At 62.6% G+C, this 24,846-nt stretch carries 17 protein-coding genes; 11 read left to right on the top strand and 6 right to left on the bottom strand.

Annotated features, from left to right (window positions below):
• Positions 1 to 122 precede the first annotated feature (122 nt).
• Genes AC07SI_RS11285 through AC07SI_RS11275 form a run of 3 tightly spaced genes read left to right on the top strand, consistent with a single transcriptional unit; the run spans position 123 to position 6,969 of the window.
• On the top strand, positions 123 to 1,157 hold the full coding sequence (locus AC07SI_RS11285) for a histone deacetylase family protein (RefSeq protein ID WP_065902575.1): 1,035 nt from the start codon (positions 123 to 125) through the stop codon (positions 1,155 to 1,157).
• Complete coding sequence (locus tag AC07SI_RS11280) at positions 1,154 to 2,245, top strand: polyamine ABC transporter substrate-binding protein (protein ID WP_495005745.1); 1,092 nt, start codon at positions 1,154 to 1,156, stop codon at positions 2,243 to 2,245. Before AC07SI_RS11285 ends, AC07SI_RS11280 begins: the two co-directional genes overlap by 4 nt.
• Positions 2,218 to 6,969, top strand: a complete 4,752-nt coding sequence (locus AC07SI_RS11275) for a dermonecrotic toxin domain-containing protein (protein ID WP_495005744.1) — start codon at positions 2,218 to 2,220, stop codon at positions 6,967 to 6,969. Before AC07SI_RS11280 ends, AC07SI_RS11275 begins: the two co-directional genes overlap by 28 nt.
• Before the next feature lie 2 nt (positions 6,970 to 6,971).
• On the opposite strand, the gene pdxR is transcribed toward AC07SI_RS11275, so the two are convergent.
• Entirely contained in the window at positions 6,972 to 8,513 is a 1,542-nt protein-coding gene (pdxR, locus tag AC07SI_RS11270) for a MocR-like pyridoxine biosynthesis transcription factor PdxR (protein WP_201146177.1), read from the bottom strand.
• 87 nt (positions 8,514 to 8,600) lie between these two features.
• On the opposite strand from pdxR, the gene AC07SI_RS11265 reads away from it, so the two are divergent.
• The 4 genes from AC07SI_RS11265 to AC07SI_RS11250 all read left to right on the top strand — a co-directional run bounded on the left by AC07SI_RS11265 (position 8,601) and on the right by AC07SI_RS11250 (position 11,854).
• Positions 8,601 to 9,239, top strand: a complete 639-nt coding sequence (locus tag AC07SI_RS11265) for an FMN-binding negative transcriptional regulator (RefSeq protein WP_495005743.1) — start codon at positions 8,601 to 8,603, stop codon at positions 9,237 to 9,239.
• A complete protein-coding gene (locus AC07SI_RS11260; RefSeq protein WP_495005742.1) occupies positions 9,236 to 9,682 on the top strand; it encodes a GNAT family N-acetyltransferase in 447 nt (148 codons plus the stop codon). The genes AC07SI_RS11265 and AC07SI_RS11260 overlap by 4 nt, the downstream gene beginning before the upstream one ends.
• Positions 9,683 to 9,692: 10 nt before the next feature.
• On the top strand, positions 9,693 to 10,373 hold the full coding sequence (locus AC07SI_RS11255; RefSeq protein WP_495005741.1) for a GNAT family N-acetyltransferase: 681 nt from the start codon (positions 9,693 to 9,695) through the stop codon (positions 10,371 to 10,373).
• 179 nt (positions 10,374 to 10,552) lie between these two features.
• Positions 10,553 to 11,854, top strand: coding sequence for an autotransporter outer membrane beta-barrel domain-containing protein (locus AC07SI_RS11250; protein WP_495005740.1), 1,302 nt, complete (start codon positions 10,553 to 10,555; stop codon positions 11,852 to 11,854).
• Between the two features lie 83 nt (positions 11,855 to 11,937).
• Here the strand turns inward: AC07SI_RS11250 and oadA are convergent, their stop codons facing one another.
• Positions 11,938 to 13,746: a sodium-extruding oxaloacetate decarboxylase subunit alpha gene (oadA, locus tag AC07SI_RS11245; RefSeq protein ID WP_065902592.1), complete on the bottom strand. Its 1,809-nt coding sequence runs from the start codon at positions 13,744 to 13,746 to the stop codon at positions 11,938 to 11,940.
• Between the two features lie 102 nt (positions 13,747 to 13,848).
• Entirely contained in the window at positions 13,849 to 15,264 is a 1,416-nt protein-coding gene (locus AC07SI_RS11240; protein WP_003195732.1) for an acetyl-CoA carboxylase biotin carboxylase subunit, read from the bottom strand.
• A 195-nt stretch (positions 15,265 to 15,459) separates the two neighbouring features.
• Between AC07SI_RS11240 and AC07SI_RS11235 the strand changes: the two genes are divergently transcribed.
• Entirely contained in the window at positions 15,460 to 16,434 is a 975-nt protein-coding gene (locus tag AC07SI_RS11235; RefSeq protein ID WP_065902594.1) for a LysR family transcriptional regulator, read from the top strand.
• Here AC07SI_RS11235 and AC07SI_RS11230 read toward each other — a convergent pair.
• From AC07SI_RS11230 to AC07SI_RS11220, 3 genes are all read right to left on the bottom strand, one after another.
• The gene (locus tag AC07SI_RS11230; protein ID WP_106802257.1) at positions 16,364 to 16,561 is read right to left on the bottom strand and encodes a PA3496 family putative envelope integrity protein; all 198 of its coding nucleotides are present in this window, start codon (positions 16,559 to 16,561) and stop codon (positions 16,364 to 16,366) included. The genes AC07SI_RS11235 and AC07SI_RS11230 overlap by 71 nt on opposite strands.
• Positions 16,562 to 16,756: 195 nt before the next feature.
• Positions 16,757 to 17,623: a transcriptional regulator HexR gene (gene hexR / locus AC07SI_RS11225; protein WP_010168370.1), complete on the bottom strand. Its 867-nt coding sequence runs from the start codon at positions 17,621 to 17,623 to the stop codon at positions 16,757 to 16,759.
• Between the two features lie 162 nt (positions 17,624 to 17,785).
• Positions 17,786 to 20,659, bottom strand: coding sequence for a putative bifunctional diguanylate cyclase/phosphodiesterase (locus tag AC07SI_RS11220; RefSeq protein ID WP_495005739.1), 2,874 nt, complete (start codon positions 20,657 to 20,659; stop codon positions 17,786 to 17,788).
• A 279-nt stretch (positions 20,660 to 20,938) separates the two neighbouring features.
• Between AC07SI_RS11220 and uvrD the strand changes: the two genes are divergently transcribed.
• The 3 genes from uvrD (at position 20,939) to AC07SI_RS11205 (ending at position 24,810) form a co-directional block, all read left to right on the top strand.
• Positions 20,939 to 23,122 carry a DNA helicase II gene (gene uvrD / locus AC07SI_RS11215; RefSeq protein WP_495005738.1) on the top strand — a complete coding sequence of 728 codons (2,184 nt, stop codon included), beginning with the start codon at positions 20,939 to 20,941 and terminating at the stop codon, positions 23,120 to 23,122.
• Between the two features lie 271 nt (positions 23,123 to 23,393).
• Positions 23,394 to 24,266: a Tim44 domain-containing protein gene (locus AC07SI_RS11210; protein WP_065902599.1), complete on the top strand. Its 873-nt coding sequence runs from the start codon at positions 23,394 to 23,396 to the stop codon at positions 24,264 to 24,266.
• 136 nt (positions 24,267 to 24,402) lie between these two features.
• Complete coding sequence (locus AC07SI_RS11205) at positions 24,403 to 24,810, top strand: SMI1/KNR4 family protein (protein ID WP_017739032.1); 408 nt, start codon at positions 24,403 to 24,405, stop codon at positions 24,808 to 24,810.
• The last annotated feature ends 36 nt before the right edge of the window (positions 24,811 to 24,846 follow it).

Raw genomic sequence — 24,846 nt, 5'->3', positions numbered from 1 at the left:
GGGGCGAATTTCGGACAGACAATCTGGCCACATTTATCCCCTTTTGGCCGCTCCTGCCGTTCTCATAATCGCCGTCGCCCGCAAGACTGCATGCACCGATACCGCCTGCGGAGAACAACAATATGCTGACGATCTACTCGGACGATCACCACCTGCACCATGGCCGTTGCGAACTGATGGACGGGCAGCTGATGCCCTGCTTCGAAATGCCCTCGCGCGCCGACCACGTGCTGCAGCGGGTCAAGGACCGCGAACTGGGCCCCGTGCAAGCGCCGCAGGACTTTGGCCTGGCGCCGCTGCAACGCGTTCACAGCCACGACTACCTCGACTTTTTCAAAGGCGCCTGGGCACGCTGGACAGAATTCAACCAGGACGGCGACCTGTTGCCCTACACCTGGCCCGCACGCACCTTGCGCCGCGTGTTACCCACCAGCCTGCACGGCCAGCTCGGTTATTACAGCTTCGACGGCGGCGCGCCAATTACCGCCGGCACCTGGCAAGCGGCCTACAGCGCGGCGCAGGTCGCGCTCACCGCGCAACAGGCGATCCAACACGGCGCCCGCAGCGCCTTCGCCCTGTGCCGGCCACCGGGACACCACGCCGCCAGCGACTTGATGGGCGGCTATTGCTACCTCAACAACGCCGCCATCGCCGCCCAGGCCTTTCTCGACCAGGGCCATAAGAAAGTCGCGATCCTCGACGTGGATTACCACCACGGCAACGGCACCCAGTCGATTTTCTATGCACGCAGCGATGTGCTGTTCACCTCGATCCACGGGCATCCGGAAGCGGAGTTTCCGTTCTTCCTCGGCTACGCCGATGAGCTGGGCGAGGGCGCCGGGGAAGGCTTCAACTTCAATTACCCGTTGCCAGCCGGTTCCGGCTGGGACACCTGGAGCGCGGCCCTGGAGCAGGCCTGCGGGGAAATCGAGCGCTACGGCGCCGACATCATTGTGGTCTCCCTGGGCGTGGACACGTTCAAGGACGATCCCATCTCGCAGTTCAAGCTCGACAGCCCGGACTACCTGGCCATGGGCAAACGCATCGCGCAGCTCGGCACGCCCACGCTGTTCGTGATGGAAGGCGGCTACGCCGTGGAAGAAATCGGCATCAATGCCGTCAACGTTCTCGAAGGTTTTGAGGGGTCAGCCGAATGAACATGCTCAAGTCGCTTGTACTGTGCGCGGCGGTGCTCAGCACTGCCGCCCACGCCGAAGAAAAAACCCTGCGCGTCTACAACTGGTTCGACTACATCACGCCCAAGGCCCTGGATGACTTCAAGGCGCAGAACCCGGCGATCAAACTGGTCTACGACATCTTCGACACCAACGAAGCCCTGGAGGCCAAGTTGCTCACTGGCAACTCCGGCTATGACGTGGTGGTGCCTTCCAATGTGTTCCTGGCCAAGCAGATCGAGGCCGGCGTGTTCCAGCTCCTGGACCGCAGCCAACTGCCGAACTGGAACCACCTTGATCCCAAGCTGATGAATCTGATCGAGGCCAACGATCCCGGCAATAAATTCGCCGTGCCCTACATGTACGGCACCATCCTGATCGGCTTCAACCCGGCCAAGGTCAAGGCGGCGCTGGGCGACAACGCGCCGGTGGACAGCTGGGACCTGATCTTCAAGGAAGAAAACATCAGCAAACTCAAGCAGTGCGGCGTCGCCCTGCTGGACTCGCCGTCGGAGATCCTGCCACTGGCCCTGCAGCACCTGGGCCTGGACCCCAACAGCAGCAACCCCAAGGATTATGAAAAAGCCGAAGCGCTGCTGATGAAGATCCGCCCGTACATCACCTATTTCCACTCCTCCAAGTACATGGCCGACATTGCCAATGGAGACATCTGCGTCGCCGTCGGTTATTCCGGCAGCTTTTCCCAGGCCGCCAACCGCGCCAAGGAAGCCAAGAACGGCGTGACAGTGGACATGCGCCTGCCCAAGGAAGGCGCGCCGATCTGGTTCGACATGCTTGCCATCCCCAAAGGCGCGAAGAACCCGCAGGACGCCTACACCTTCATCAATTACCTGCTGCAACCCGGCGTGATCGCGCCGATCAGTGACTTCGTCGGCTACCCCAATCCCAACAAGGACGCGACTGAACAGGTTGACCCGGCGATCCGCAACAACCCCAACCTGTACCCCACCGAAGCGGCAATGGCCACGCTCTACACCTTGAAACCCCTGGGCCGCGACGCCGAACGCGCCAGGACCCGCGCATGGACCAAGATCAAGTCCGGGACCTGATCGGCCACGGCCGGGGCGTGCAGGCCCCGGCCGTTACTACTTATCTACCGTCTCGCCCGCCTTGCCAGACTCTACCTTGCAGCTCTTCACGCCTGATACCGGCCAAGGAGCTGCAAATGCCCACCGACTCGATCCCCACCAGTAACCGCCCGCCCAGCACCTACGATCTGCTGACGCAACTGAGTACCGGCCCGTCCATCCGCGAAGTCGCCGCCAACCTGTTGCGCGCCGCCCTCAAGGAGCAATACCCGACACTGAATATCGACCCGGACCTGGCCACCGTCGTCACGCCACACTGGCGCATCGCCGACGACCTCATTCAGTCAACGCCCCCCGCCATGGAGTCGCTGACCTCGGTCCTGGCCAACCAGGCCCTGTCGCCGGAGCCGGTGATTTATATCGACGGCGAGCATTTCCTCACGGCGCAGCCACAGGCACCGCGCGCCGAACACCTGCCGGTGAAGATCGATGCCATCGCGCGGTTGATCAATGAGCTGGCAGCCCTGATTTTCACCGCCTACCAGGAGCAGCAACTCGACTACTGGAATACCTCCAACGGTATGTCTGGCCCGCGCTGGCAGCTGCTCTCACATTCCTTGCGCAACGTGTGGAACGTCACCACGCAGGAGGGCTGGGACGAGCACGACTGCGCCATGGCCAGGTTGCTGTTCCACTTTCCGGAGCAGGCCAAGCGCAAGGCCTTCGATACGTTCCAGACCCACGCCTACCTGATCGATATGGATGGCCATCACCACAACCAATCCACGCATATCGGCCTGTCGGACATGGCGGTGTTGATCGGCAAACACGAGCAGAGCGAGCGGATTCTGGCCTACTCGCTGCTCAACGGTTATGAGAAGTTCGAGTCGCTGGAAAAGCTCGGTGAGTCGCTGCCCGCCAGCCTGGTCCAATATCAACTGGATGTCGGCGTGCAATGGCGGCTGTACGAACCCAGCGCAGATTTCTTCGACAGCCTGGCGTGCAACCTGATCGCCCTGCAACTGCAGGCGATCGGTTCGATTGGCCCGGCCGGCTTCGAGGTCGCTCCCGTGGCAGTCACCACCGGCCAGGCTGTCGCGCGGATCCTGCCGGTGATCGAGGACCTGAGCGAGCACTCGCTGTCGAGCATCCGTCAGATTCATGAACAGCTCCCCGACTGGCTCGCCAACGCCTCGGACCTCGACGTGTCGATCTACAGCCGGTACGTGATCGAACTGGCCGAGCTGCATACCCACAACCTCGGCCGAACGTTCCAGGACGGCATTCCTCCGATCCGCGATTACGCACGCGAGCAACTGCAAAAACAGATCAATCGGCAGAGGAATGGCGCGAGCCTGAGCCTGGACAAGGTCGAGATCAGCATCGAGAGCCCTGTGGTCTGGGGCACGTTTGTGCTGCCCGGCGCCAGCGACATCACCCGGCGCAGCCTGATCGACCTGGCCCTGGAAAACCTTACCGGCCTGCCCACCGGCACGCCCAGCGTGCACTACAACGGCGGCACAGGTCCCGCGTGGCTGACGTACGACTACCTCAAGGGCGTGATCGAAACCCTCGACATCGGCGAACACTACCCCACGCTGATCAAGACAACCCTGCTCGATGACCCGGAGCAATCCCGTAGCCGGCAAACCCTCTACACCTCGCACCTGCGGGCGCAACTGCCGCTGCTGGCCCTGCAGTGGAAAATCCAGGGCGAGCATGGCATCGATGATCGCGGTTACCGTTATGTCGCCGCCGCCGTGCAGGCGCAAGCGCACGACCGACAGGTCGAGGGGCAAGAGATTGTCATCCGTCGCCTGGCATTTATCCCCACCCTGCGGCCCGGCCGGGAACCGGATGCGGTGGCGAATATGTTCGTGATCGGCCCCCGCGATCACACCCAAGGCCCCTGCCTGCTGTATCGCCCCCTGTTGGACCCGGTGCTGGTGCAGTTCCCATCACGCGAAAACCTGTTGTATGCCATCAAGCATCACCGCAGCTTGCGCGACTCGGTGCTGGCCTGGTTCCCCAACGACAGCCGCTTCAATTACGAGCAATACGTCTTCCCTGCCGCCCTGCCCTCGCCATGGACCGTAGTGCGCGGGTTGGTGGAACCGCAGGTAGTGGTGCAAATGAGCGGCCCCATTGCCTTGAGTGATGAGGTGCTGGGCAACGATCACCTGGCGACCCTGTTCAAGGACAACGCCAATGCGATGGTTGAACTGGCCAACCGGCAATCGGTATCCAACGTGAAGAAACGCTGGGCCACCTACCGGCAGGCCGGCTGGCTGATTTTCAGCGCGGCGTTGCCATTTCTGGGGCGCACGGTCGGGATTGCCGCCTGGATCTGGCAAATCATGGACGACCTGCAGGAAGCCACCCAAGCCGAGCCTGGGCCTGACGGCAAGACCTCCTGGACGGCGCAGGTCGACCTGTTGCTCAACCTGGGCATGGCCCTGGTGCTGCATGTTGCCCTGCGCCATCCGCCGCAGCCCCGCCCGCTCAAGGCACAGCCGCCGAGACTTGAACCGCCAGCGAGCGCCCATCACCCCACGCCGCTGCCGCGCAAGATCGCGGTGACGCAGCAACCCAACTTGCCCGATGCCGAACTGCCGGCACGCCATCTGGGGCCGCTGCACAACAGTGGCGCACTCAATCGCTTACCCGCGAGCCTTGCGGCAACACTGGATCGCTTCAAAGTCGATAAACCCGCAGGGCTTAGGGAGCCAAGCCAAGTACCCGGTCCCCACCTGAACCTCTCTGCCCTGGGTGATAAATGGTACGCACCGGTCAAGGAGCGCTGGTTCGAGGTCATGCTGGATGAGAACGACAACGTCATGATTGTCGATCCGCAGCGCCCCTCCCACGTCGGCCCGTTGCTGGTCAGTAACCTGGCCGGCCAATGGTTTGTCGACACGCGACTACGCCTGCGTGGCGCCGGGTTCAGGAATCGGCGCAAGGCCGCCCAGGCCAAAAAACCATCGCGGATCGCCGAGCTCAGGGGCCAGCTCACCACCTTCAATGCAGGCCAGAAGCGCGGGCAAGCCGAGGTTGCCATGGCACACGCGGCAATAGACCCGCAACCCGGCCCCTCCACCAACCAACAACGCCGGGCATTCATCGAAAAACTGGACACGCGCCTGGCCGAGTATGACGTGCCCATCCGCCAGCTTCGGGCACTGAACGTCATCGATACGGTGCCCAACTACCAGGGCGACATGATCGACTACTTGAACCAGCAACTGCTGCTCACGCGCTTCGCCGTCTCTGAAACCCTGCCGACGTTCCGGACAGAACTGTTGTCGACGCTCGATGAGATGGAAGCCCTCGCGCCGATGCAAACCGAGAGACAGACCGCACTTGCCGAGAAAATGTCGCAGCTGAATCTGGACATGATCAGCCGCCTCGAATACGCGCAAACCCGTTACCTGCACCTGCAGGAACTGGGCATCGACGGCATGAAAGTCATCCAGAACACCCTCCATGCCTTGCCTGACTTCAAGCTTCACGACCTCAAGGCCCTGCAAATCACTTTGAATCGCTACCTGTGCATCAGGGAAGGCAGCGGTGAAGCCTTCGTCGATGCCCACACCCAGCTCAATGAAATCGTGAACATCGCCGACCTCAACATACAAACATGGATCGAGGCCATGCCCGACGCCAGTGTCAGCGATCCGGGCGAGCGGATCGAGGTGCTCAACAGCCTGGTCGAACAATTTTCCCTGGTCGACCAACGCCTGCTGGACCTGCACGCCGAACACCCTGACTACGTGCAGAGGGAACCGCTGGAGAGCCTTCGCCAGCGCATCGACGATTTCAACAGGCAAGCCGTGCATGAACTGGCCCGACTGTTGAAAGAACGCAAGCCGCGGGAGACCAAGGCCGGCCCGTCAAAAACGCAGCAGGCGCCGAAGAAGAAGGTCATCAAGACCCGCTTCAACGCGGTGGTAGTAGGCGAGCCACGCCCCTCTGACGAGGGGCTCCTGGACGTAAAGGCGCCGGTCACGGGCAAGGTCATTGCGACCTTCCACGAAAAAAGCCCAGGGGTGTGGGTCGAGCGCACGACGCCGACCCCAAGGCCACAACGACCGGTGGCGGTGGACCTCAATATCAGCATGAGCAACGCGCAGAACCTGCTGGATGAAGAGCCCTCCGCGACCCAGCGCCTCCTGGTGCAGTCGAGGAAAGCCGGGCGAATCCCGGTGGAAATCGAAGAGATGCTGCACCAGCACGCCGCCCGCATGGAGCTGGCAGCGAGCAACATCGAAGAGGCGCTGACCCAACGCAACCTCACGGAGAGCGATCGCCCGTCTGCCGCCACCCTCAACCGCCAACTCAACGAGGCCACGCAACGGCTCTATGCGCTGGGCACCAGTACCCGCATCAGCATGACCAAACAGCAACTGCCGACTGCCGCGCGGGTGCAGTGGCTGCACAGCCAGGGGGCGGTGAACATTGCCAAGGTGATCACCCGTCGGCGCCTCAAGGGCCCCGGCAAGGACTACCTGGATGAGTACGCGATCAGCGATCACAACACCCAGGAAGTGCTGTGGTATGCGCACTTTCATTACGATTCGCCGCACGCCGAGCTCGACCATTTCACCGCCGGCCACCTCAAGACCCGCGAACAGCAGCGACTCGGCGGCGCGATCCATCGCACCGGCCTGAGCGACGGCGATCAGATTGCGATTTATCGCAGCGAAATCAGCCCGCAGCTGGCTCGTTCACTGTTCTTCCAGAGCTGAGCTCAACCGCCCTGCCAGGCCCTGCGCAGCTTAGCCAGGGCCTCGGCGATGGCCGCTTCGGGCACGGCGGCAAAGCCCAGCACCAGGCCGGCGCGCTGGTCCGCCGGCGTGGTGGAGTGCGCCAGCCAATAACTGCTCAGCCCATTCACCTCGACCCCCACGCCCTGGGCCTGCTCAACCAATTGCTGCTCGCGGGCCAGGCTGTCCACGCGTACCGTCATGTGCAGCCCCGCCGCCACACTGGGCAGTTCGCCGACGCCCGGCAAGCCGCCCGGCCAACCGGCCAGCACCGCATTGCGGCGACTCAACGCCGCCCGCCGCATGCGGCGAATATGGCGCTGGAAGTGCCCGGCCGCCATGAACTCGGCCATCACCGCCTGGGTGCTGACTTCCGAGTGGCGCATGTCCACCGCACGGCGCCGCGAGAACGCATCCACCAGCCCCGGCGGCAATACCAGATACCCCAGGCGCAGGGCCGGGAACGCGACTTTGCCGAAGGTGCCGACGTAGAGCACGCGACCACTGCGGTCCAGCGCGGCCAGGGGCGCCAGCGGTGCGCCGCTGTAGCGGTACTCGCCGTCATAGTCGTCCTCGATGATCCAGCCGCCGGTGCGCTCGGCCCAGGCCAGCAGTTCCAGGCGCCGCGCCAGGCTCATGACCACGCCCAACGGGTATTGGTGGGACGGCGTGACATAGGCCAGGCGGCAATCTTTCAGGCTGTTGAGGGTGTGGCAGTCGATGCCTTCGTGGTCCACCGGCACGCCCTGCAGGTTCGCACCGGCCAGGGCGAATGCATGGCCGGCAGCGCGGTAACCCGGGTTTTCCACCGCAACGCCGTCGCCCGGCTCCACCAGCAACTGTGCACAAAGGCTGATTGCCTGCTGCGCGCCACAGGTGATCACTATTTGCTCAGCCGCGCACTGCATGCCCCGCGAGCTGCGCAGGTAAGCGGCAATCAGGCCACGCAGGCGAGCATCGCCCGCCGGGTCGCCGTAGCACAACTGCTCCAGGTCCGGCTTGCGCCAGAATGCCCCGTTCAGCTTGGCCCATACCTCAAACGGAAACAGATCAAAGGCCGGCACACCCACGCGAAACGCCCTGGGCGGGCCCGCAGGTGGCTGTGAAAGATGGTTGTTTTTCACCCGGGCCAGGCCCGGTCTGTGGATAACTTCGTTATCGAGATCTTCGGGCAAATCCGTCCATTTTGTGGATAAGGCTGGGGATAAGCCTGTGGGTAACCCTGTGGACACTTTTGTGGATAGTTTTTTCGGCTGGGGCAGTTGGGCCACATAGGTGCCATCACCGACTCGGCCTTCGATAAACCCTTCGGCGTACAGTTGATCGTAGGCACGCACCACGCTGTTGCGCGAAATCGCCAGGGCCGCCGCCAAGTCACGACTGGCGGGTAAGCGCGTGCCGCTGGCCAGGCGTCCGTCCAGCACCCGCTGGCGCAGGGCCTCATACAGCTGGCGCGTCAGGCCTTGGCGCCGGTCCAGCTCGATGCCGGCAGGGTTGAATGACAGAGGCGGCGAAAGGGGCGGCATATTGGACCTATGAAATTGGCCTGAGATGGCTCTTACAACAGACCATTAGCCTGCCTACGATGCAGGCATTCGCCAAGGAAAATATTCATGTACACACCTCGCGCCTTTGCCCTCGAAGACTTGCCCGAATTGCAGCAACTGATTCAGCACACGCGCCTGGCGCAGTTGGTGACCGTTAGCGAGCAAGGCCTGCAAGCCAGCCACCTGCCGCTGCTGCTCAACCCCGATGAAGGCCCCAATGGCACCCTCTACGGGCACCTGGCCAAGGCCAATCCGCAATGGCGCGACCTGCAAAACGGCAGCGAGGTCCTGGTGATCTTTGCCGGCGCCGAGGCCTACATCAGCCCGGCGTTCTACCCGGCCAAGGCCGAGCACGGCAAGGTGGTCCCGACCTGGAACTACCTGGCGGTGCATGCCTACGGCAAGGCTGAAGTGTTTACCGACGCCGAGCGCCTGCTTGCGCTGGTCAGCGCCCTGACCGATCGCCATGAAGGCAACCGTGCCCAGCCGTGGAAGGTCAGCGACGCCCCGGCCGATTACATCGACGGCATGCTCAAGGCCATCGTCGGCTTCGCCCTGCCGATCGAGCGCCTGATCGGCAAGCGCAAGCTCAGCCAGAACCGCAGCCAGGCCGACATCGACGGTGTTCGTAAAGGGCTGGCCGCCAGCGCCGATGTGCGCGACCAGACCCTCGCCCGCTTTATTCCCCAAGGAGTTCCAGAATGAGCCAGATCGACATCCGCCCGGTCACTGCCGCCGACCACGCCGCCTGGCTGCCGCTGTGGCAGGCGTACCTGAAGTTCTACAACACCGAGCTGCCGGACGCCGTGACCCAGAGCACCTGGCAACGCCTGCTCGATGCCCAGGAGCCGACCCATTCCGCGCTGGCCTGGCAGGATGGCAAGGCCGTGGGCATGGTCAACTTCATCTACCACCGTTCCAACTGGAGCATCGAGAACTCGTGCTACCTGCAGGACCTGTTGGTGGACCCGGACCAGCGCGGCACCGGCGTTGGCCGCAAACTGATCGAGTTCGTCTATGCCACCGCCAAGGCTGATGGCTGCGCCAAGGTGCACTGGCTGACCCACGAGACCAACGCCACGGCGATCCAACTGTACGAGCGCATCGCCGAACGTCCGGGTTTCATTCAATTTCGCAAAGGTCTTTAAGGAGCGCAGCATGCCTATCTCACTCGCCGACTGGAAAGGCGTCCCGGCGCCTACGGTCCAACTGCTCGAAGGGCGCTTTATCCGCCTGGAAAAACTCGACCCGGCACGCCATGGCGACGACCTGTTCCAAGCCCTGCAAGGCCCCGGCGCCGACCCGAAACTGTGGGATTACCTGCCTTATGGCCCGTTCCCCGAGCGCGGTGCCTTCAATGACTGGCTCAACAACCATGCGCAACACAGCGATCCGTATTTCTTCAGCGTGATCGACCGGGCGAGCGGCCAGGTGCAAGGCATCCTCAGCCTGATGTCCATCGTCCCGGCCCAGGGCCGCATCGAAATCGGCCACGTGACCTTCGGCGCACCGATGCAACGCTCGCCGAAAAGCACCGAAGCGGTGTACCTGCTCGCCAAGCATGCGTTCGAACAGGACTATCGCCGCCTGGAATGGAAGTGCAACAACGGCAACGCCCGCTCCAAATACGCGGCCGAGCGGCTGGGGTTCAGTTTTGAAGGGGTGTTCCGCCAGCACATGGTGGTAAAGGGGCGAAACCGCGATACCGGGTGGTACTCGATCCTGGATTCGGAATGGCCCGCGATTGGCGCGGGTTTCGAGGCCTGGTTGTCAGAGGCCAACCAGTCGGGCTCTGGGCAGTTGAAGAGCCTTGCGGAGTGTCGCCAGCAGGCGCTCTGAGACGTGATTCAACCGCTGGGCCGGCGGCGCAATACGCGTCGGCCCAATGCATTAGCGATAGCCGCAATTATCGCTGCAGACTAGCGACATCTCCCGCAAGCAAGGGTCGCCCGGCCTGACATTTATCCCCCCGCAGCCTCGCTAAATTCCCCGCCTCATACATCAAGAGGTGGGATTACATGCCGCGCATACACAAACAACTCGCGCTCGCCATCACCCTGGCGCTGGGTGCCCTCGGCGCTCAATACGCACAGGCCAGGGGCGATATGGAGCCAGACAGTGAATGGTTCGAACAGCCCGGCAACAAGGGTCATTCCGCGCCGGCGCTGCCGGCGCCTGAAGACTTCTACTTTGCCGACCGGGCGACCAGCCGAAACGCCCTGAGCGTCGCTCGGGTGCTGGACGCCGCCGTGGATGGATTGCTGGCGTCGGATGAGTTCAACGAGTGGGAAAAAAGCCGGCTCGAACGTTACGGCCTGTACCTGAGCACCCTGGAGCCGAGCCGAATAGGTGCAGTGCTCGAGCAACTGGCGGGAAGCCAGAACGCCAACCTCGGCACTGCCACCCAGAACAGCCAGAAAGCCTTGAACGCCAACCTGTTGGCAGCCATACGCCAGCTGGATAAAGACACCGGCGACACCGGTCGCGTATGGCTGCAAGGCCTGGGCAATGGCGGCAGCCTTGATGCGCAACACGGCAGTGCCGGCTTGAAACAGAGCAGCCAAGGCCTGTTACTGGGGGCTGACGGCGCAATCGACGATGCATGGCGGGTGGGTGTGGTGGGCGGCAAATCCGGCAGCGACCTGAGCGCCAGGCGCTTCAAGGGCGAAGTGGACAGCTGGCACCTCGGCGCCTACGCCGTCCGCCTGGACGGGCCACTCGCACTGCGCCTCGGCGCGCTGTACAGCAGCCATACCGGGCAAAACAAACGCACGGTCGACTTCGACTTCATCAATCACCGCGATCACCTCTCGGGCAAGTACAAGGCGCGGAGCCAAAACGCATTTGCCGAGCTGGGCTATCAGCTGCAGACCGCTGACTGGCGCGCCGAGCCCTTTGCCGGCGTGGGTTTCCAGCGTTATCACCGCGAACGCTTCCAGGAAAAAGGCGGCTACAGCGCCTTGAATGTGGGTACGCAGACCCAGCAGAACCTCAGCAGCACCTTCGGCCTGCGCGTGACCCATGACGTGACGCTGGGCAACCAGATGATCCTCAAGCCGCACCTGAGCACAAGCTGGAAGCATCTTTATGGCGACACCAGCAGCCGCGTACGTCAGTCCTTCGCCTGGGAAAAACGTGAGGACTTCAATAGCGCGTTCACCGTCGGCGGCACGTCCCTGGACCGTGACAGCCTGGCGCTGCGCACCGGCGTGGAGCTGGCGCTGTCGGACGAGCACAGCGTAGGCCTGGCCTACAGCGCCGAGTTTGGCAGCCACAGTCGCAACCAGGGGTTGATGGGCCAATGGGCGATGGCGTTCTAAGTCACCGGGAAGCCCGATCGACAGGCAAAAAAAAGGGGAGCACCTGCTCCCCCGAGGATTAAACGGTTATGTCGAAGGCTGTATCAGCCTTCGATCTCAATCAGGATCTCGCCCGGGTTGACCCGGTCGCCCTTGGCCACATGCACAGCGGTGACCTTGCCGGCAATCGACGCCTGCACTTCGGTTTCCATCTTCATGGCCTCGGTGATCAGCACGGCCTGGCCAGCCTTGACCACATCACCTTCCTTGACCAGCACGTCGACGATGTTGCCCGGCATTGCCGTGCTGACGTGGCCCGGCTCAGTGGCATGCTTGCGCTTGCTGCCGCCGCTGCTGACAAATTCGTTGAGCGGTTCGAACACCACTTCTTCCGGCATGCCGTCGATGGACAGGTAGAAATGGCGCTTGCCTTCGGCCTTCACGCCGACGCCGGTGATGTCCACGCGGTAGCTTTCGCCGTGCACATCGATGACGAACTCGGTCGGCACGCCTTCGCCGCCAGCACGCGCCACACCGCCGGCTTCAGGGATCGGCAGCAGCACTTCAGGGGCCAGGGTGCCGGCGTCACGCTCTTCAAGGAACTTGCGCCCGATGTCCGGAAACATCGCGTAGGTCAGCACGTCTTCTTCAGACTTGGCCAACGCACCGATCTCGCCGCGCAGCTTGGTCATTTCCGGCTTGAGCAAATCGGCCGGACGCACGTCGATCACCTCTTCGCTGCCGATGGCCTGACGGCGCAGTTTCTCGTTCACGGTACCCGGCGCCTTGCCATAGCCGCCTTGCAGGTAGAGCTTCACTTCGTTGGTGATGGTCTTGTAGCGCTCCCCGGCCAGCACGTTGAAGAACGCCTGGGTGCCGACGATCTGCGAGGTCGGCGTGACCAGCGGCGGGAAGCCAAGGTCTTCACGCACCCGCGGGATTTCGGCCAGCACTTCGCCCATGCGGTTGAGTGCGCCCTGCTCTTTCAGCTGGTTGGCGAGGTTGGAGATCATCCCGCCCGGCACCTGGTTGACTTGCACGCGGGTGTCGACGGCGGTGAATTCGCTTTCGAACTGGTGGTACTTCTTGCGCACGGCGTAGAAGTACAGGCCGATTTCCTGCAGCAGCTCCAGGCTCAGGCCGGTGTCGAATTCGCTGCCTTTGAGCGCGGCAACCATCGACTCGGTCCCCGGGTGGCTGGTGCCCCAGGCGAAGCTGGAAATCGCGGTGTCGATATGGTCGGCACCGTTTTCGATGGCCTTGAGTTGGCACATCGCGGCCAGGCCGGCGGTGTCATGCGAGTGGATGAACACGGGCAGGCTCTGCTCGGCCTTCAGCGCCTTGACCAGTTCGCCGGTGGCGTACGGGGTCAGCAAGCCGGCCATGTCCTTGATTGCCACCGAGTCGCAGCCCATGGATTCCATTTGCTTGGCCTGGGCCACAAACGCTTCGATGGTGTGCACCGGGCTGGTGGTGTAGGCGATGGTGCCCTGGGCATGTTTGCCGGCAGCTTTCACCGCTTCGATGGCCACGCGCAGGTTACGCACATCGTTCATGGCGTCGAAGATGCGGAACACGTCGATGCCGTTCACGGCGGCCTTGGCGACGAAGGCTTTGACCACGTCGTCGCTGTAGTGGCGGTAGCCCAGCAGGTTCTGGCCGCGCAGGAGCATTTGCAGGCGCGTGTTAGGCAACGCGGCGCGCAGCTTGCGCAGGCGCTCCCATGGGTCTTCTTTCAAAAAGCGTACGCAGGCGTCGAAGGTCGCGCCGCCCCAGACTTCCAGCGACCAGTAGCCGACTTTGTCGAGCTTGTCGCAGATCGGCAGCATGTCGTCGGTGCGCATGCGGGTCGCCAGCAACGATTGGTGGGCGTCGCGCAGGATGGTGTCGGTTACGAAGATTTTCTTAGTCATATTCGGATCTCCTCATAGCGGCAAGTTTCAAGCTACAAGCTGCAAGTAAACGCTGATCCGCTTTAACTTGTAGCTTGCCGCTTGCAACTTGCAGCTGCTTATTTATAAGCCTGCGTGGGCGGCGATGGCGGCGGCGATGGCCAGGGCCAGCTCTTCGGGTTTGCGCTTGATCGAGTAGTTGGTCAGTTCAGGATGGCTCTCGACAAAACTGGTGTTGAACTGGCCGCTGCGGAATTCCGGGTTGCGCAGGATTTCCTGGTAGTAGGCGGCGGTGGTCTTCACGCCTTGCAGGCGCATGTCGTCCAGGGCGCGCAGGCCGCGGTCCATGGCTTCTTCCCAGGTCAACGCCCAGACCACCAGTTTCAGGCACATGGAGTCGTAGAACGGTGGAATGGTGTAGCCGGTATAGATCGCCGTGTCGGTGCGCACGCCGGGACCGCCGGGCGCGTAGTAACGGGTGATCTTGCCGAAGCTGGGGAGGAAGTTGTTCTTCGGGTCTTCGGCGTTGATACGGAACTGCAACGCGAAGCCACGGTGCTGGATGTCTTCCTGCTTGACCGACAGCGGCAGGCCCGAGGCGATGCGGATCTGCTCGCGGACAATGTCGATCCCGGTGATTTCTTCGGTGATGGTGTGTTCCACCTGCACCCGGGTGTTCATCTCCATGAAGTACACCTCGCCCTCGGCGAGCAGGAACTCCACGGTACCGGCATTCTCGTAGCCCACCGCCTTGGCCGCGCGCACCGACAGGTCGCCGATGTAGGCGCGCTGTTCCGGAGTCAGTTGGGGGCTGGGGGCAATTTCGATCAGCTTCTGGTTGCGGCGCTGGATCGAGCAGTCACGCTCGAACAGGTGCACCACGTTGCCGAAACTGTCACCGAGGATTTGCGCCTCGATGTGCTTGGGATTGACGATGCATTTTTCCAGGAACACTTCCGCCGAACCGAAGGCCTTGGTGGCCTCGGAAATCACGCGGGGGAAGGCTTGTTCGAGTTCTTCACGGCTGTTGCAGCGGCGGATACCACGACCACCACCACCGGACGTGGCCTTGAGCATCACCGGGTAGCCGATGCGGTCGCCTTCGGTCAGGGCTTCATGGATATCGGCAACGTTGCCTTCAGTCCCCGGCGTGACCGGCACGCCGGCCTTGATCATGCTGCGGCGCGCTTCAGTCTTGTCGCCCATGCGACGGATCACTTCAGCCGACGGGCCGATGAACTTGATCCCGCGTTCAGCGCAAATGTCGGCCAGCTCGGCGTTTTCCGAGAGGAACCCGTAGCCGGGGTGCAGCGCATCACAGCCGGTTTCCACGGCCAGGTTCACCAGCTTGCGCGGGTTCAGGTAGCCGGCCAGGGGCTCGGCCCCGATGCTGTGGGCTTCGTCGGCACGCTTGACGTGCAACGCGTGACGGTCGGCGTCGGAATAGACCGCGACCGAGCGAATGCCCATCTCGGCGCAGGCACGCACGATTCGTACGGCAATTTCACCACGGTTGGCGATCAGGATCTTTTTTATCACTTGGAAATTCCCTTGAGCCGATTGCTGCGTCTTCAACCCACTGGATCCGGGTCGGCGCGTGACCAAATGTTTCATGACAGTCGCGAGACACACACTAAGCCCCAACAGGGATTAACAAAAATCAATAATTATTGGGTTGTGTATAAGTAAAGACTTATAGTCGATGCATCAGGGGTAGGCCGGGATTACAAAATAATGCGTAAGTCATTGATGCGTATGACATTACGTCAATTGCAGATCTTCAATGAAGTGTGCGATTTGCGTTCCTACAGCCGTGCAGCCGAGGAAATGTCGCTTACGCAACCGGCCGTTAGCCTACAGATTCGTCAGCTGGAAGAGCTGATCGGCCAGCCGCTGTTCGATTACGTCGGCAAGAAGCTCTACATGACCGAAGCCGCCGAAGCCCTGCAACGTGCCAGCCGGGATATTTTCGGGCGCCTGGAAAACCTCGATATGCAGCTGTCGGACATGCAGGGCTCGCTGCAGGGCCAGTTGAAACTGGCGGTGGAATCCAGCGCCAAATACTTCGTGCCGCACCTGTTTGCGGCTTTCAAGCGCCAGCACCCGGAGGTGCAGTTGCACCTGACGGTGGTCAACCGCGCCCAGGTGATTCGACGGCTTTCGGACAACCGCGACGACCTGGTGATCATGTCCATGGTGCCCCAGGACATGGGCCTGGAATTCCTGCCGTTCCTCAACAACCCGATCGTGGCCGTGGCCCCACCTGAGCATCCGTTGAGCCTGCAAGGCCCGCTGCGCCTGCAGGACCTGGAGCCCTACACACTGCTGCTGCGCGAACCGGGTTCCGGTACGCGGCTGGCGTGCGAGGAATACTTCAAGGAGAAACGCGTGCACTTCACCCAGACGGTGGAAGTGGCCTCGGCCGAGGCGCAGCGTGAATGCGTGAACGCCGGGTTGGGCGTGGCCTTGCTGACGCGCCACGCGGTCAACCTGGAGCTGGCCACCGGCGGGCTCAAGGAGCTGCCGGTGGAAGAACTGCCGCTGTACCGCAGCTGGTGCCTGGTGCAGGCCAAGGCCAAGCGCCTGTCACCGGTAGCCCATGCGTTCCTGGGCTTTATCCGCAGCGAACGGGTGCAGATCAGCGCGTTGGCTGAGCGTTTCGCTGGGCAGCCAAGGGTGCCTGCCAGTGGAGTTCCGGGTAGTCAGTGATGCTCTGCTGCAGTTGGCGCTCGTCGCAGCGGTCTTCGATTGCACGACGGAACGCCATGCGGCGCTGGTCTTCCTGCTGACGACGGGTTTTGACGGAGCTGTTGCTGTCTTCGTAGTGCCGGGCCATTTTCAGTCTCCCAATGCGAGTACGGGGAGTTCAGGATGGCCCTGGGGGATGACGGTTTGGCGGCGCGGGGGTTACAGGACGATGAATCTTCAGGCGCTGTGCACATCCTGTGTGGCAGCTCAGTCAATGAATGTGCGAGCTGACAGACCGCCATCGCAGGCAAGCCAGCTCCCACATCAATCTGTCTACACTCGATTAATCGTCGAGGGCTTTGACTGATTTGGGCGAGAGACGCAGGCTGCGCAAGCTGCGCTTCACACTCTTGAGGTGGTTGACCAGGCTCGGGCCGCGCGCCATTGCCACGCCCATCGCCAGCACGTCGATCACCACCAAGTGGGCGATGCGCGAGGTCAGCGGGGTGTAGATCTCGGTGTCTTCGTGCACATCGATCGCCAGGTTGACCGTGGACAGCTCCGCCAACGGCGTCTGGCTCGGGCACAACGTAATCAGGGTCGCGCCGCTTTCACGCACCAGGTTGGCGGTGATCAGCAGGTCCTTGGAACGGCCCGACTGGGAAATGCAGATCGCCACGTCGGTGGGCTTCAAGGTCACCGCCGACATGGCCTGCATGTGCGGGTCACTGTAGGCCGCAGCGGTGAGCAGCAGCCGGAAGAATTTGTGCTGGGCGTCGGCGGCCACCGCACCAGACGCACCGAAGCCGTAGAACTCGACGCGCTGGGCCTGGGACATGGCGGTCACGGCCTTTTGCAGCTCCACCGGGTCGAGCTTCTCGCGCACTTCCATCAGGGTGTGCAGGGTGGTGTCGAAGATTTTCAGGCTGTAGTCGGCGACGGAATCGTCTTCATGAATCGCAAACTGGCCGAAGCTCGCACCGGCGGCCAGGCTTTGCGCCAGCTTGAGTTTCAAGTCCTGGAACCCGGAGCAACCGATGGCGCGGCAGAAGCGCACGATGGTCGGCTCGCTGATGCCCACGCTGTGGGCCAGGTCGGCCATGGAACTGTGCATCACTGCCGCAGGGTCAAGCAGCACGTGATCGGCAACCTTGAGTTCCGATTTGCGTAACAGGTGGCGCGACTGGGCGATATGTTGCAACAGGTTCAAAGGGCAGGACTCTTGTTATTGGCAGGTGCCAGGGATGTAGCAAGCTTGTAGTTATACTACAAGAATTGTCGTTTTGCCCGTCCGATGCATCACTAAATCGCCCTGTCCGCCTTTGAATCTAAGGGCGGCCAAGTTGTAGCCGCTGGGGTTGAAGCCGTGCGGCTAAGGAAAAACTGCATTTTTCCGTAACAAATCGGCCAGCCCTTCGGCCGCCATCGGCCGACTGATCAGGTAGCCCTGCACCTCGTCGCAACGCTCGCCGCGCAGGAAATCCAGCTGCTGCTGATCTTCCACGCCTTCGGCCACCACCTTGAGCGCCAGCCCATGCGCCATGGCGATGATCGCCCGGGTAATCGCTGCGTCCTCCCGACCCTGCCCGAGGCCCCGGATGAAGGTCTGGTCGATCTTCACGTAGTCCACGGGGATGCGCTTGAGGTAACTGAGGGATGAATAACCGGTGCCAAAGTCGTCGATGGCCAGCTTCACACCCAGGTCGCGCAGCTGCTGGAAGGTCGCGATGATGTGTTCGACGCTGTCGAGCAGTTGGCTCTCGGTCAGCTCCAGCTCGAGGTATTGCGGGTCCAGCCCGGTCTCTTCCAACACTTGGCGCACCAGGCTGACGAGCTTGCCCTGGCGCAACTGATGCACCGATAGGTTCACCGACACCCGGATCGGCGCCAGCCCCTGGCGCTGCCACTCGCACGCCTGCCAACAAGCCTGGCGCAGCACGAATTCGCCCAGCGGTACGATCAGGCCGGTCTCTTCGGCGAGGCCGATAAAGTCCCCCGGCGGCACCATGCCCCATTGCGGATGCTCCCAGCGAATCAGCGCTTCGGCGGCATTCAGCTTGCCGGTGGCCAGGCACAGTTTCGGCTGGTAGAACACCGTCAGTTGGCGCTCCTCGATGGCCTTGCGCAGGTGGTTTTCCAGCTGCAGGCGCTCCAGGGTGCTGGCTTGCAGGCTGTCGGTGTAGAACTGGAAATTGTTGCCGCCCAAATGCTTGGCATGTTGCATGGCCATGTTCGACTGGCTGACCAGCGCGGAAATTTCCCGCGCGCTATCCGGCAACAGGCTGACCCCCATCGAAGCACTGACCACCAGCTCGTGTCCTTCCACCGTCACCGGCACCCGCAACTTGGCCAGCAGCCGCGTCGCCACCCGGGCCAGGCTCGAGAGGTTGCCATAGGCATCGAACAGCACGGCGAATTCATCACCGGACAGCCGCGCAATGGTGTCGGCTTCCGGCAAGGCGTTGATCAAGCGCCGCGCCATTTTCTGCAACAGCTGGTCGGCGACTTCATGGCCGAGGCTGTCATTGAGCAATTTGAAACGGTCGAGGTTGATGTGCAGCAGCGCCAGGCTCCGCCCGCCCAGGCGCACGCGCTGGTGGGCTTCGCGCAACCGTTCGCGGAACAGCGAACGATTGGCCAGGCCGGTCAATTCATCGTAATGCGTGAGGTAGCGCATGCGCTCCTCGGATTCGCGCCGCGCGGACAAATCGGCGAAGAACCCCACGATATGGCTGACTTTTCCGCGAACATCGCGCACCACGTTCAGTTGCAGCCACTGGGGATACAGCTCGCCGTTCTTGCGCGTCTCCACCAGTTCGCCCTGCCAGGTGCCGTGGCTGAGCAGCGCCTGGCGGATCACCGGGAAGTGGCGCCGCGCATCGCGGCTGCTGGGCAGTTCCACCACATTGCGGCCGAGCATGTCGTCGATGTCGAAGCCGGTGACGCGGCTGAAGGCCTGGTTGACCGCAATCAACGCGTAATCCGGGTCGAGGATCACGATGCCTTCGCTGGCGGCCTCGAATACCGTCGAAGCCAGGCGCTGCTGTTCTTCCAGGGCCTTGCCGGCGCTGATGTCGCGGCGCGTACCGAGCATGCGCGTGACGCGCCCGCTGGGCGTGCGCTCGACGGCGCGGCCACGGTCTTCGATCCACACCCAATGGCCATCGCCATGGCGCACGCGGTATTCGACCTGGTAGTCCTCGCTGCGCCCCTTGAGGTGCTCCACCAGCGCGCGCTTGAGCAACGGCAGGTCCTCGGGGTGCAGGCGCGGCTTGAGGTGGCTGAGCATCGCCGTGACGTACTCGGGTTCCAGGCCGAACAACTCTTTGAGCTGGGTGTGGTGGACCTCGTCGGTCTGCAGGTTCCAGTCCCACAGGCCCAGTTCGCTGGCTTGCAGGGCCATGGCCAGGCGCGCCTCGCTTTTATTCAGGGCCAGGCTGGCGGCGTCGAGTTCCTGGCTGCGCTGCGCCACGCGGTCCTGCAGGCCGATCTGCGCTTCACGCAGTTCCTGTTCGACCTGGCGACGCTGCTCGACTTCGCGCACCAGTTCCTGATTCAACTGTTCGCTGCGCTGCTGCGCCTGTTGCAGATGCTCGATCAGCGCCTGGTTCTGGAAGCGTCGCAGCAGCCCGCGCTGGATCAAGCGATTGACCTGCCACGCCACCACACTCAAGGACGCCAGCAGGATCAGGCCGAGCACACCCCAGCCTTGTTGCTGCGGGGCGCCGTTCCAGAACAGGTACGCGATGGCCGGCACCAGGCACGGCAGGGAAAAGGACAGGAACGCCGGCAGACTCACGGCATAGGCCACGCTGGCCGACAGCGTCGCGGCGCCGATCAGGCCAAAGACCCAGGCCTGCTGCATAAAGCTGTCCACCGGTACCAGCGCGATGGCGGCGACGGCCAGGGTCAGTCCGCTGACCGCTGAACCCAGCATGAACATGCGGCGCCAGATCGGCTGGGCCTGGCGGCTGGGCATGGCCGAGTCAAACGCCGCCACCTGGATCACGCGCATCGCCACCAACGCCAGCAGCCAGACCAGCCAGATGCTGTCCAGCAGGTATTGCTTGGGGTTCCACAGCAGCCAGGCGCAGACCAGGCCGTTGACCAGCATTAATAAGGTAGGCAGCAACGAGCCCTGGTAGAGCAGGCGCGTGCGCTCGACCGCCATCTCGGTGGCGTAATGTTTGTGGATGACCTGCGCGGGCGCCATCGTGGGGCCGAACAGGTCGGTGCTGAGGGTCATAGGCAGTGTTCTTATAATGGTGAGCCCGAAACGTCGACGGAGCATACACAAGCACGCGCTTGGGCCAAACTGCTCCACGTCATAAAAACCTCACGTTTATCCAGCGCAAACCTAGGCGCCAGACGGCTTGAGCGAGACACGGCGGGGGCTGCGGCCATTGACCGACCAGTCATCACCCGATGCAGAATGTTTGCCCGGCGCGGATCAGCCTGGATGTTTTCCGTCGCCCGCCCGGCATTGGGATTTGCCCGAGCCCCCCCAGCACCCTAGAATGCGCCGATGCGCGATGATCTCTCCCTTTTGCTGAACTCCCTCAACGATGCCCAACGCCAGGCCGTAGCCGCCCCCGTTGGCCGTCAGTTGGTCCTGGCCGGTGCTGGCTCCGGTAAAACCCGAGTGCTGGTGCACCGTATCGCCTGGTTGATCCAGGTCGAGAACGCGTCGCCGCACTCCATCCTGTCGGTGACGTTCACCAACAAGGCCGCTGCCGAGATGCGCCATCGCATCGAGCAGTTGATGGGCATCAGCCCGGCCGGCATGTGGGTGGGCACCTTCCACGGCCTGGCGCACCGCCTGTTGCGGGCGCACTGGCAGGAAGCGGGCCTGGTCCAGACCTTCCAGATCCTCGACAGCGATGACCAGCAACGCCTGGTCAAGCGCGTGATCCGCGAGCTGGGCCTCGACGAGCAGCGTTGGCCAGCGCGGCAAGCGCAATGGTTCATCAACGGCCAGAAAGACGAAGGCCTGCGCCCGCAACATATCCAGGCCAGCGGCGACCTGTTCCTGGCCACCATGCGCAGCATCTATGAAGCCTACGAGGCCGCCTGTGCGCGGGCCGGCGTCATCGACTTCTCCGAACTACTGCTGCGCGCCCTCGACCTGTGGCGCGACAACCCAGGCTTGCTGGCCCATTACCAGAAACGCTTCCGGCATATCCTGGTGGACGAGTTCCAGGACACCAACGCCGTGCAGTACGCCTGGTTGCGCCTGCTGGCCAAGGGCGGCGACAGCTTGATGGTGGTGGGCGATGACGACCAGTCGATCTATGGCTGGCGTGGCGCGAAAATCGAGAACATCTACCAGTATTCCGAAGACTTCCCGGACGCGGTCACCATCCGCCTGGAGCAGAACTACCGCTCCACCGCCGGCATCCTCAAGGCCGCCAACGCCCTGATCGCCAATAACACCGGGCGCCTGGGCAAAGAGCTGTGGACCGACGGCGGCGAAGGCGAGGCGATCAACCTGTACGCGGCGTTCAACGAGCACGATGAAGCGCGCTACGTGGTGGAAACCATCGAAAGCGCACTGAAGACCGGCCTGGCGCGCAGCGATATCGCGATTCTGTACCGCTCCAACGCCCAGTCGCGGGTGCTGGAAGAAGCCTTGCTGCGCGAACGCATCCCGTACCGCATCTATGGCGGCCAGCGCTTCTTCGAGCGGGCCGAAATCAAGAACGCCATGGCCTACCTGCGCCTGCTCGAAGGCCGTGGCAACGACGCGGCGCTGGAGCGGGTGATCAACATCCCGGCCCGCGGCATCGGCGAGAAAACCGTGGAAGCGATCCGCGACCACGCCCGCCACGCCGATGTGTCGATGTGGGAAGCCATGCGCCTGCTCATCGCCAATAAAGGCCTGACCGGCCGCGCTGCCGGGGCACTGGGCGTGTTTGTCGAACTGATCGAGAACCTCGCCGCCAAGTGCTCGGAAATGCCCCTGCACTTGATGACCCAGACTGTAATCGAGCAATCCGGGCTGATCGCCTACCACGAAGCGGAAAAAGGCGAGAAAGGCCAGGCCCGGGTAGAAAACCTTGAGGAACTGGTCAGCGCCGCGCGTGCGTTCGAGAACACCGAGGACGACGAAGAGCTGACCCCGCTCGCGGCCTTCCTCGGCCATGCCTCGCTGGAAGCCGGCGATACCCAGGCCGATGAGCATGAAGACAGCATCCAGCTGATGACCCTGCACAGCGCCAAGGGCCTGGAATTCCCCTACGTGTTCCTGGTGGGCATGGAAGAAGGCCTGTTCCCGCACAAGATGAGCCTGGAAGAGCCTGGCCGCCTTGAGGAAGAACGCCGCCTGGCCTACGTGGGCATTACCCGGGCGATGCAGAACCTGGTGATGACCTACGCCGAGACCCGACGCCTGTACGGCAGCGAGACCTACAACAAGGTGTCGCGTTTCGTCCGTGAGGTGCCGAAGGGGCTGATCCAGGAAGTGCGCCTGTCCAACAGCGTCAGCCGCCCGTTCGGTGGTGGCCAGCAGCAGAACTCCAGCAGCCTGTTTGCCGGTTCCGAAATTCCGGAAACCCCGTTCAGCCTGGGCCAACAGGTCAAGCATGCGATTTTCGGCGAAGGCGTGATCCTCAATTTCGAAGGCGCCGGTGCCCAGGCACGGGTACAGGTGAACTTCGCTGAAGGCAGCAAATGGCTGATGATGGGCTACGCGAAGCTCGAAGCCATCTGACACCCTCCCCTTTGTAGGAGCCGGCTTGCTGGCGATGGCGTACTCAAGTACGCCATCGCTGCGGGGCGACGACTCGACAAGCCGGCTCCTACAATGTGAAGAATTGTGACCCTCCCTTGTTTTTCACCTGCACGGGCCAATATCTGTATTAAGTCCTACAGACCATTCTGATTCGGTCTTACGCAAAAGCCCGAAACATTATGTCGCTAGCCACTGTCACTACACCTGTGCAACATGGCGCGCGTGCAATCCACAAATGGGAATTCCCTTTATGAAACGTTTTCTTAGCATCGCCATGGCGTTGTGCATCGGCCTGACGATGAGCCTCGACGCCAACGCCAAGCGCTTCGGTGGCGGCAAAAGCATGGGCTCGGCACCGACTCACCAGACCAGCCAAATGGCTCCTTCCGCCGGCGGCATGGGCGGTGCAGCCGCCACCGCAGGCGCAGCCGGTGCTGCTGGCGCCGCGGCCAAGGCCGGCGGTGCTTCGCGCTGGTTGGGCCCTCTGGCCGGTATCGCGGCCGGTGGCCTGCTCGCTTCCATGTTCATGGGCGGCGGCTTCCAGGGCATGCAGATCTTCGACATCCTGATCTTGGCGGTCATCGCCTTTGTGATCTTCCGCTTCATCGCCGCCCGTCGACGCAAGCAGCAGGAGCACCTGGCCCCAGCCGGCGCGCCGATGCAGCGTGAAGTGTTCGAGCAGAAGCCAGCCATGGGTTCGATCTTCGGTGGTTCGGCAGCGCCTGCCGCCGCCCGTCCGGTGATCAACGCACCGGCGTGGTTCAACGAAGAGCGTTTCGTCGAAGCGGCCCGCAGCCACTTCCAGTCCCTGCAGCAGCACTGGGACGCCAACGAAATGGACAAGATCTCCGAGTTCGTGACCCCACAACTGCTGGAGTTCCTCAAACGCGAACGCGCCGACCTGGGCGACGCCTTCCAGTCGACCTACATCGACGACCTGCGCGTACAGCTGGAAGGTGTGGATGACCGCGCCGACAAGACCATCGCCACCCTGACCTTCAGCGGTGTGTCGAAGACCTCGCGTTTCGACCAGGGCGAAGTGTTCAGCGAAAGCTGGAACATGGAACGCGCCCAAGGCGACAACCAGCCTTGGCTGGTCGCCGGTATCCGCCAGAACGGCTGATACCCGCGCGCTTGAGCAAGCCGTAACAAAAAACCCCGGACCTGTCCGGGGTTTTCTATTTCACGGTTGCACTTATAGCGAGCTACTGTATAAAACGCCCCTATAAACCGCGCCATCTAGCAAGAGGATCCCGGCCGTGGAAGAAATCATCGAACAATTGCGTGAAGCCAACGAACCGGTCCCGGTTCCTCTGGAACTGCCTGACGAAGACCAACTGGTGGAAATCGAGGAACAACTGTTCATCGACATCCCGTTTGTGTTCCGCGAATTCCTGCTGACCGTCAGCGACGTGGTCTACGGCAGCCTGGAGCCGGTGACCGTCACCGACCCGCAATCCCACACCTACCTGCCCGACGTGGCCGCCAACGCCTGGGATGCCGGCGTTGATCGCAGCATGATTCCGATCTGCCAGGACGGTGACGACTACTACTGCGTCGAAGAAGATGGCACCGTCGTGCTGTGGTCCGGCGAAGAAGAACTCGTCACCGAAGAAACCTGGGAATCGGTGTGGCACTGGGCGCGGGACGTCTGGCTGGAAAGCTGATCCCACAAGGCTTGTGTGGCGAGATCACTGTTCAGG

Source organism: Pseudomonas sp. GW821-FHT05D12, from assembly GCF_059419825.1.
The sequence above is the reverse complement of the archived record's forward strand: the minus strand, read 5'-3'. Positions and strand labels throughout refer to the sequence as shown.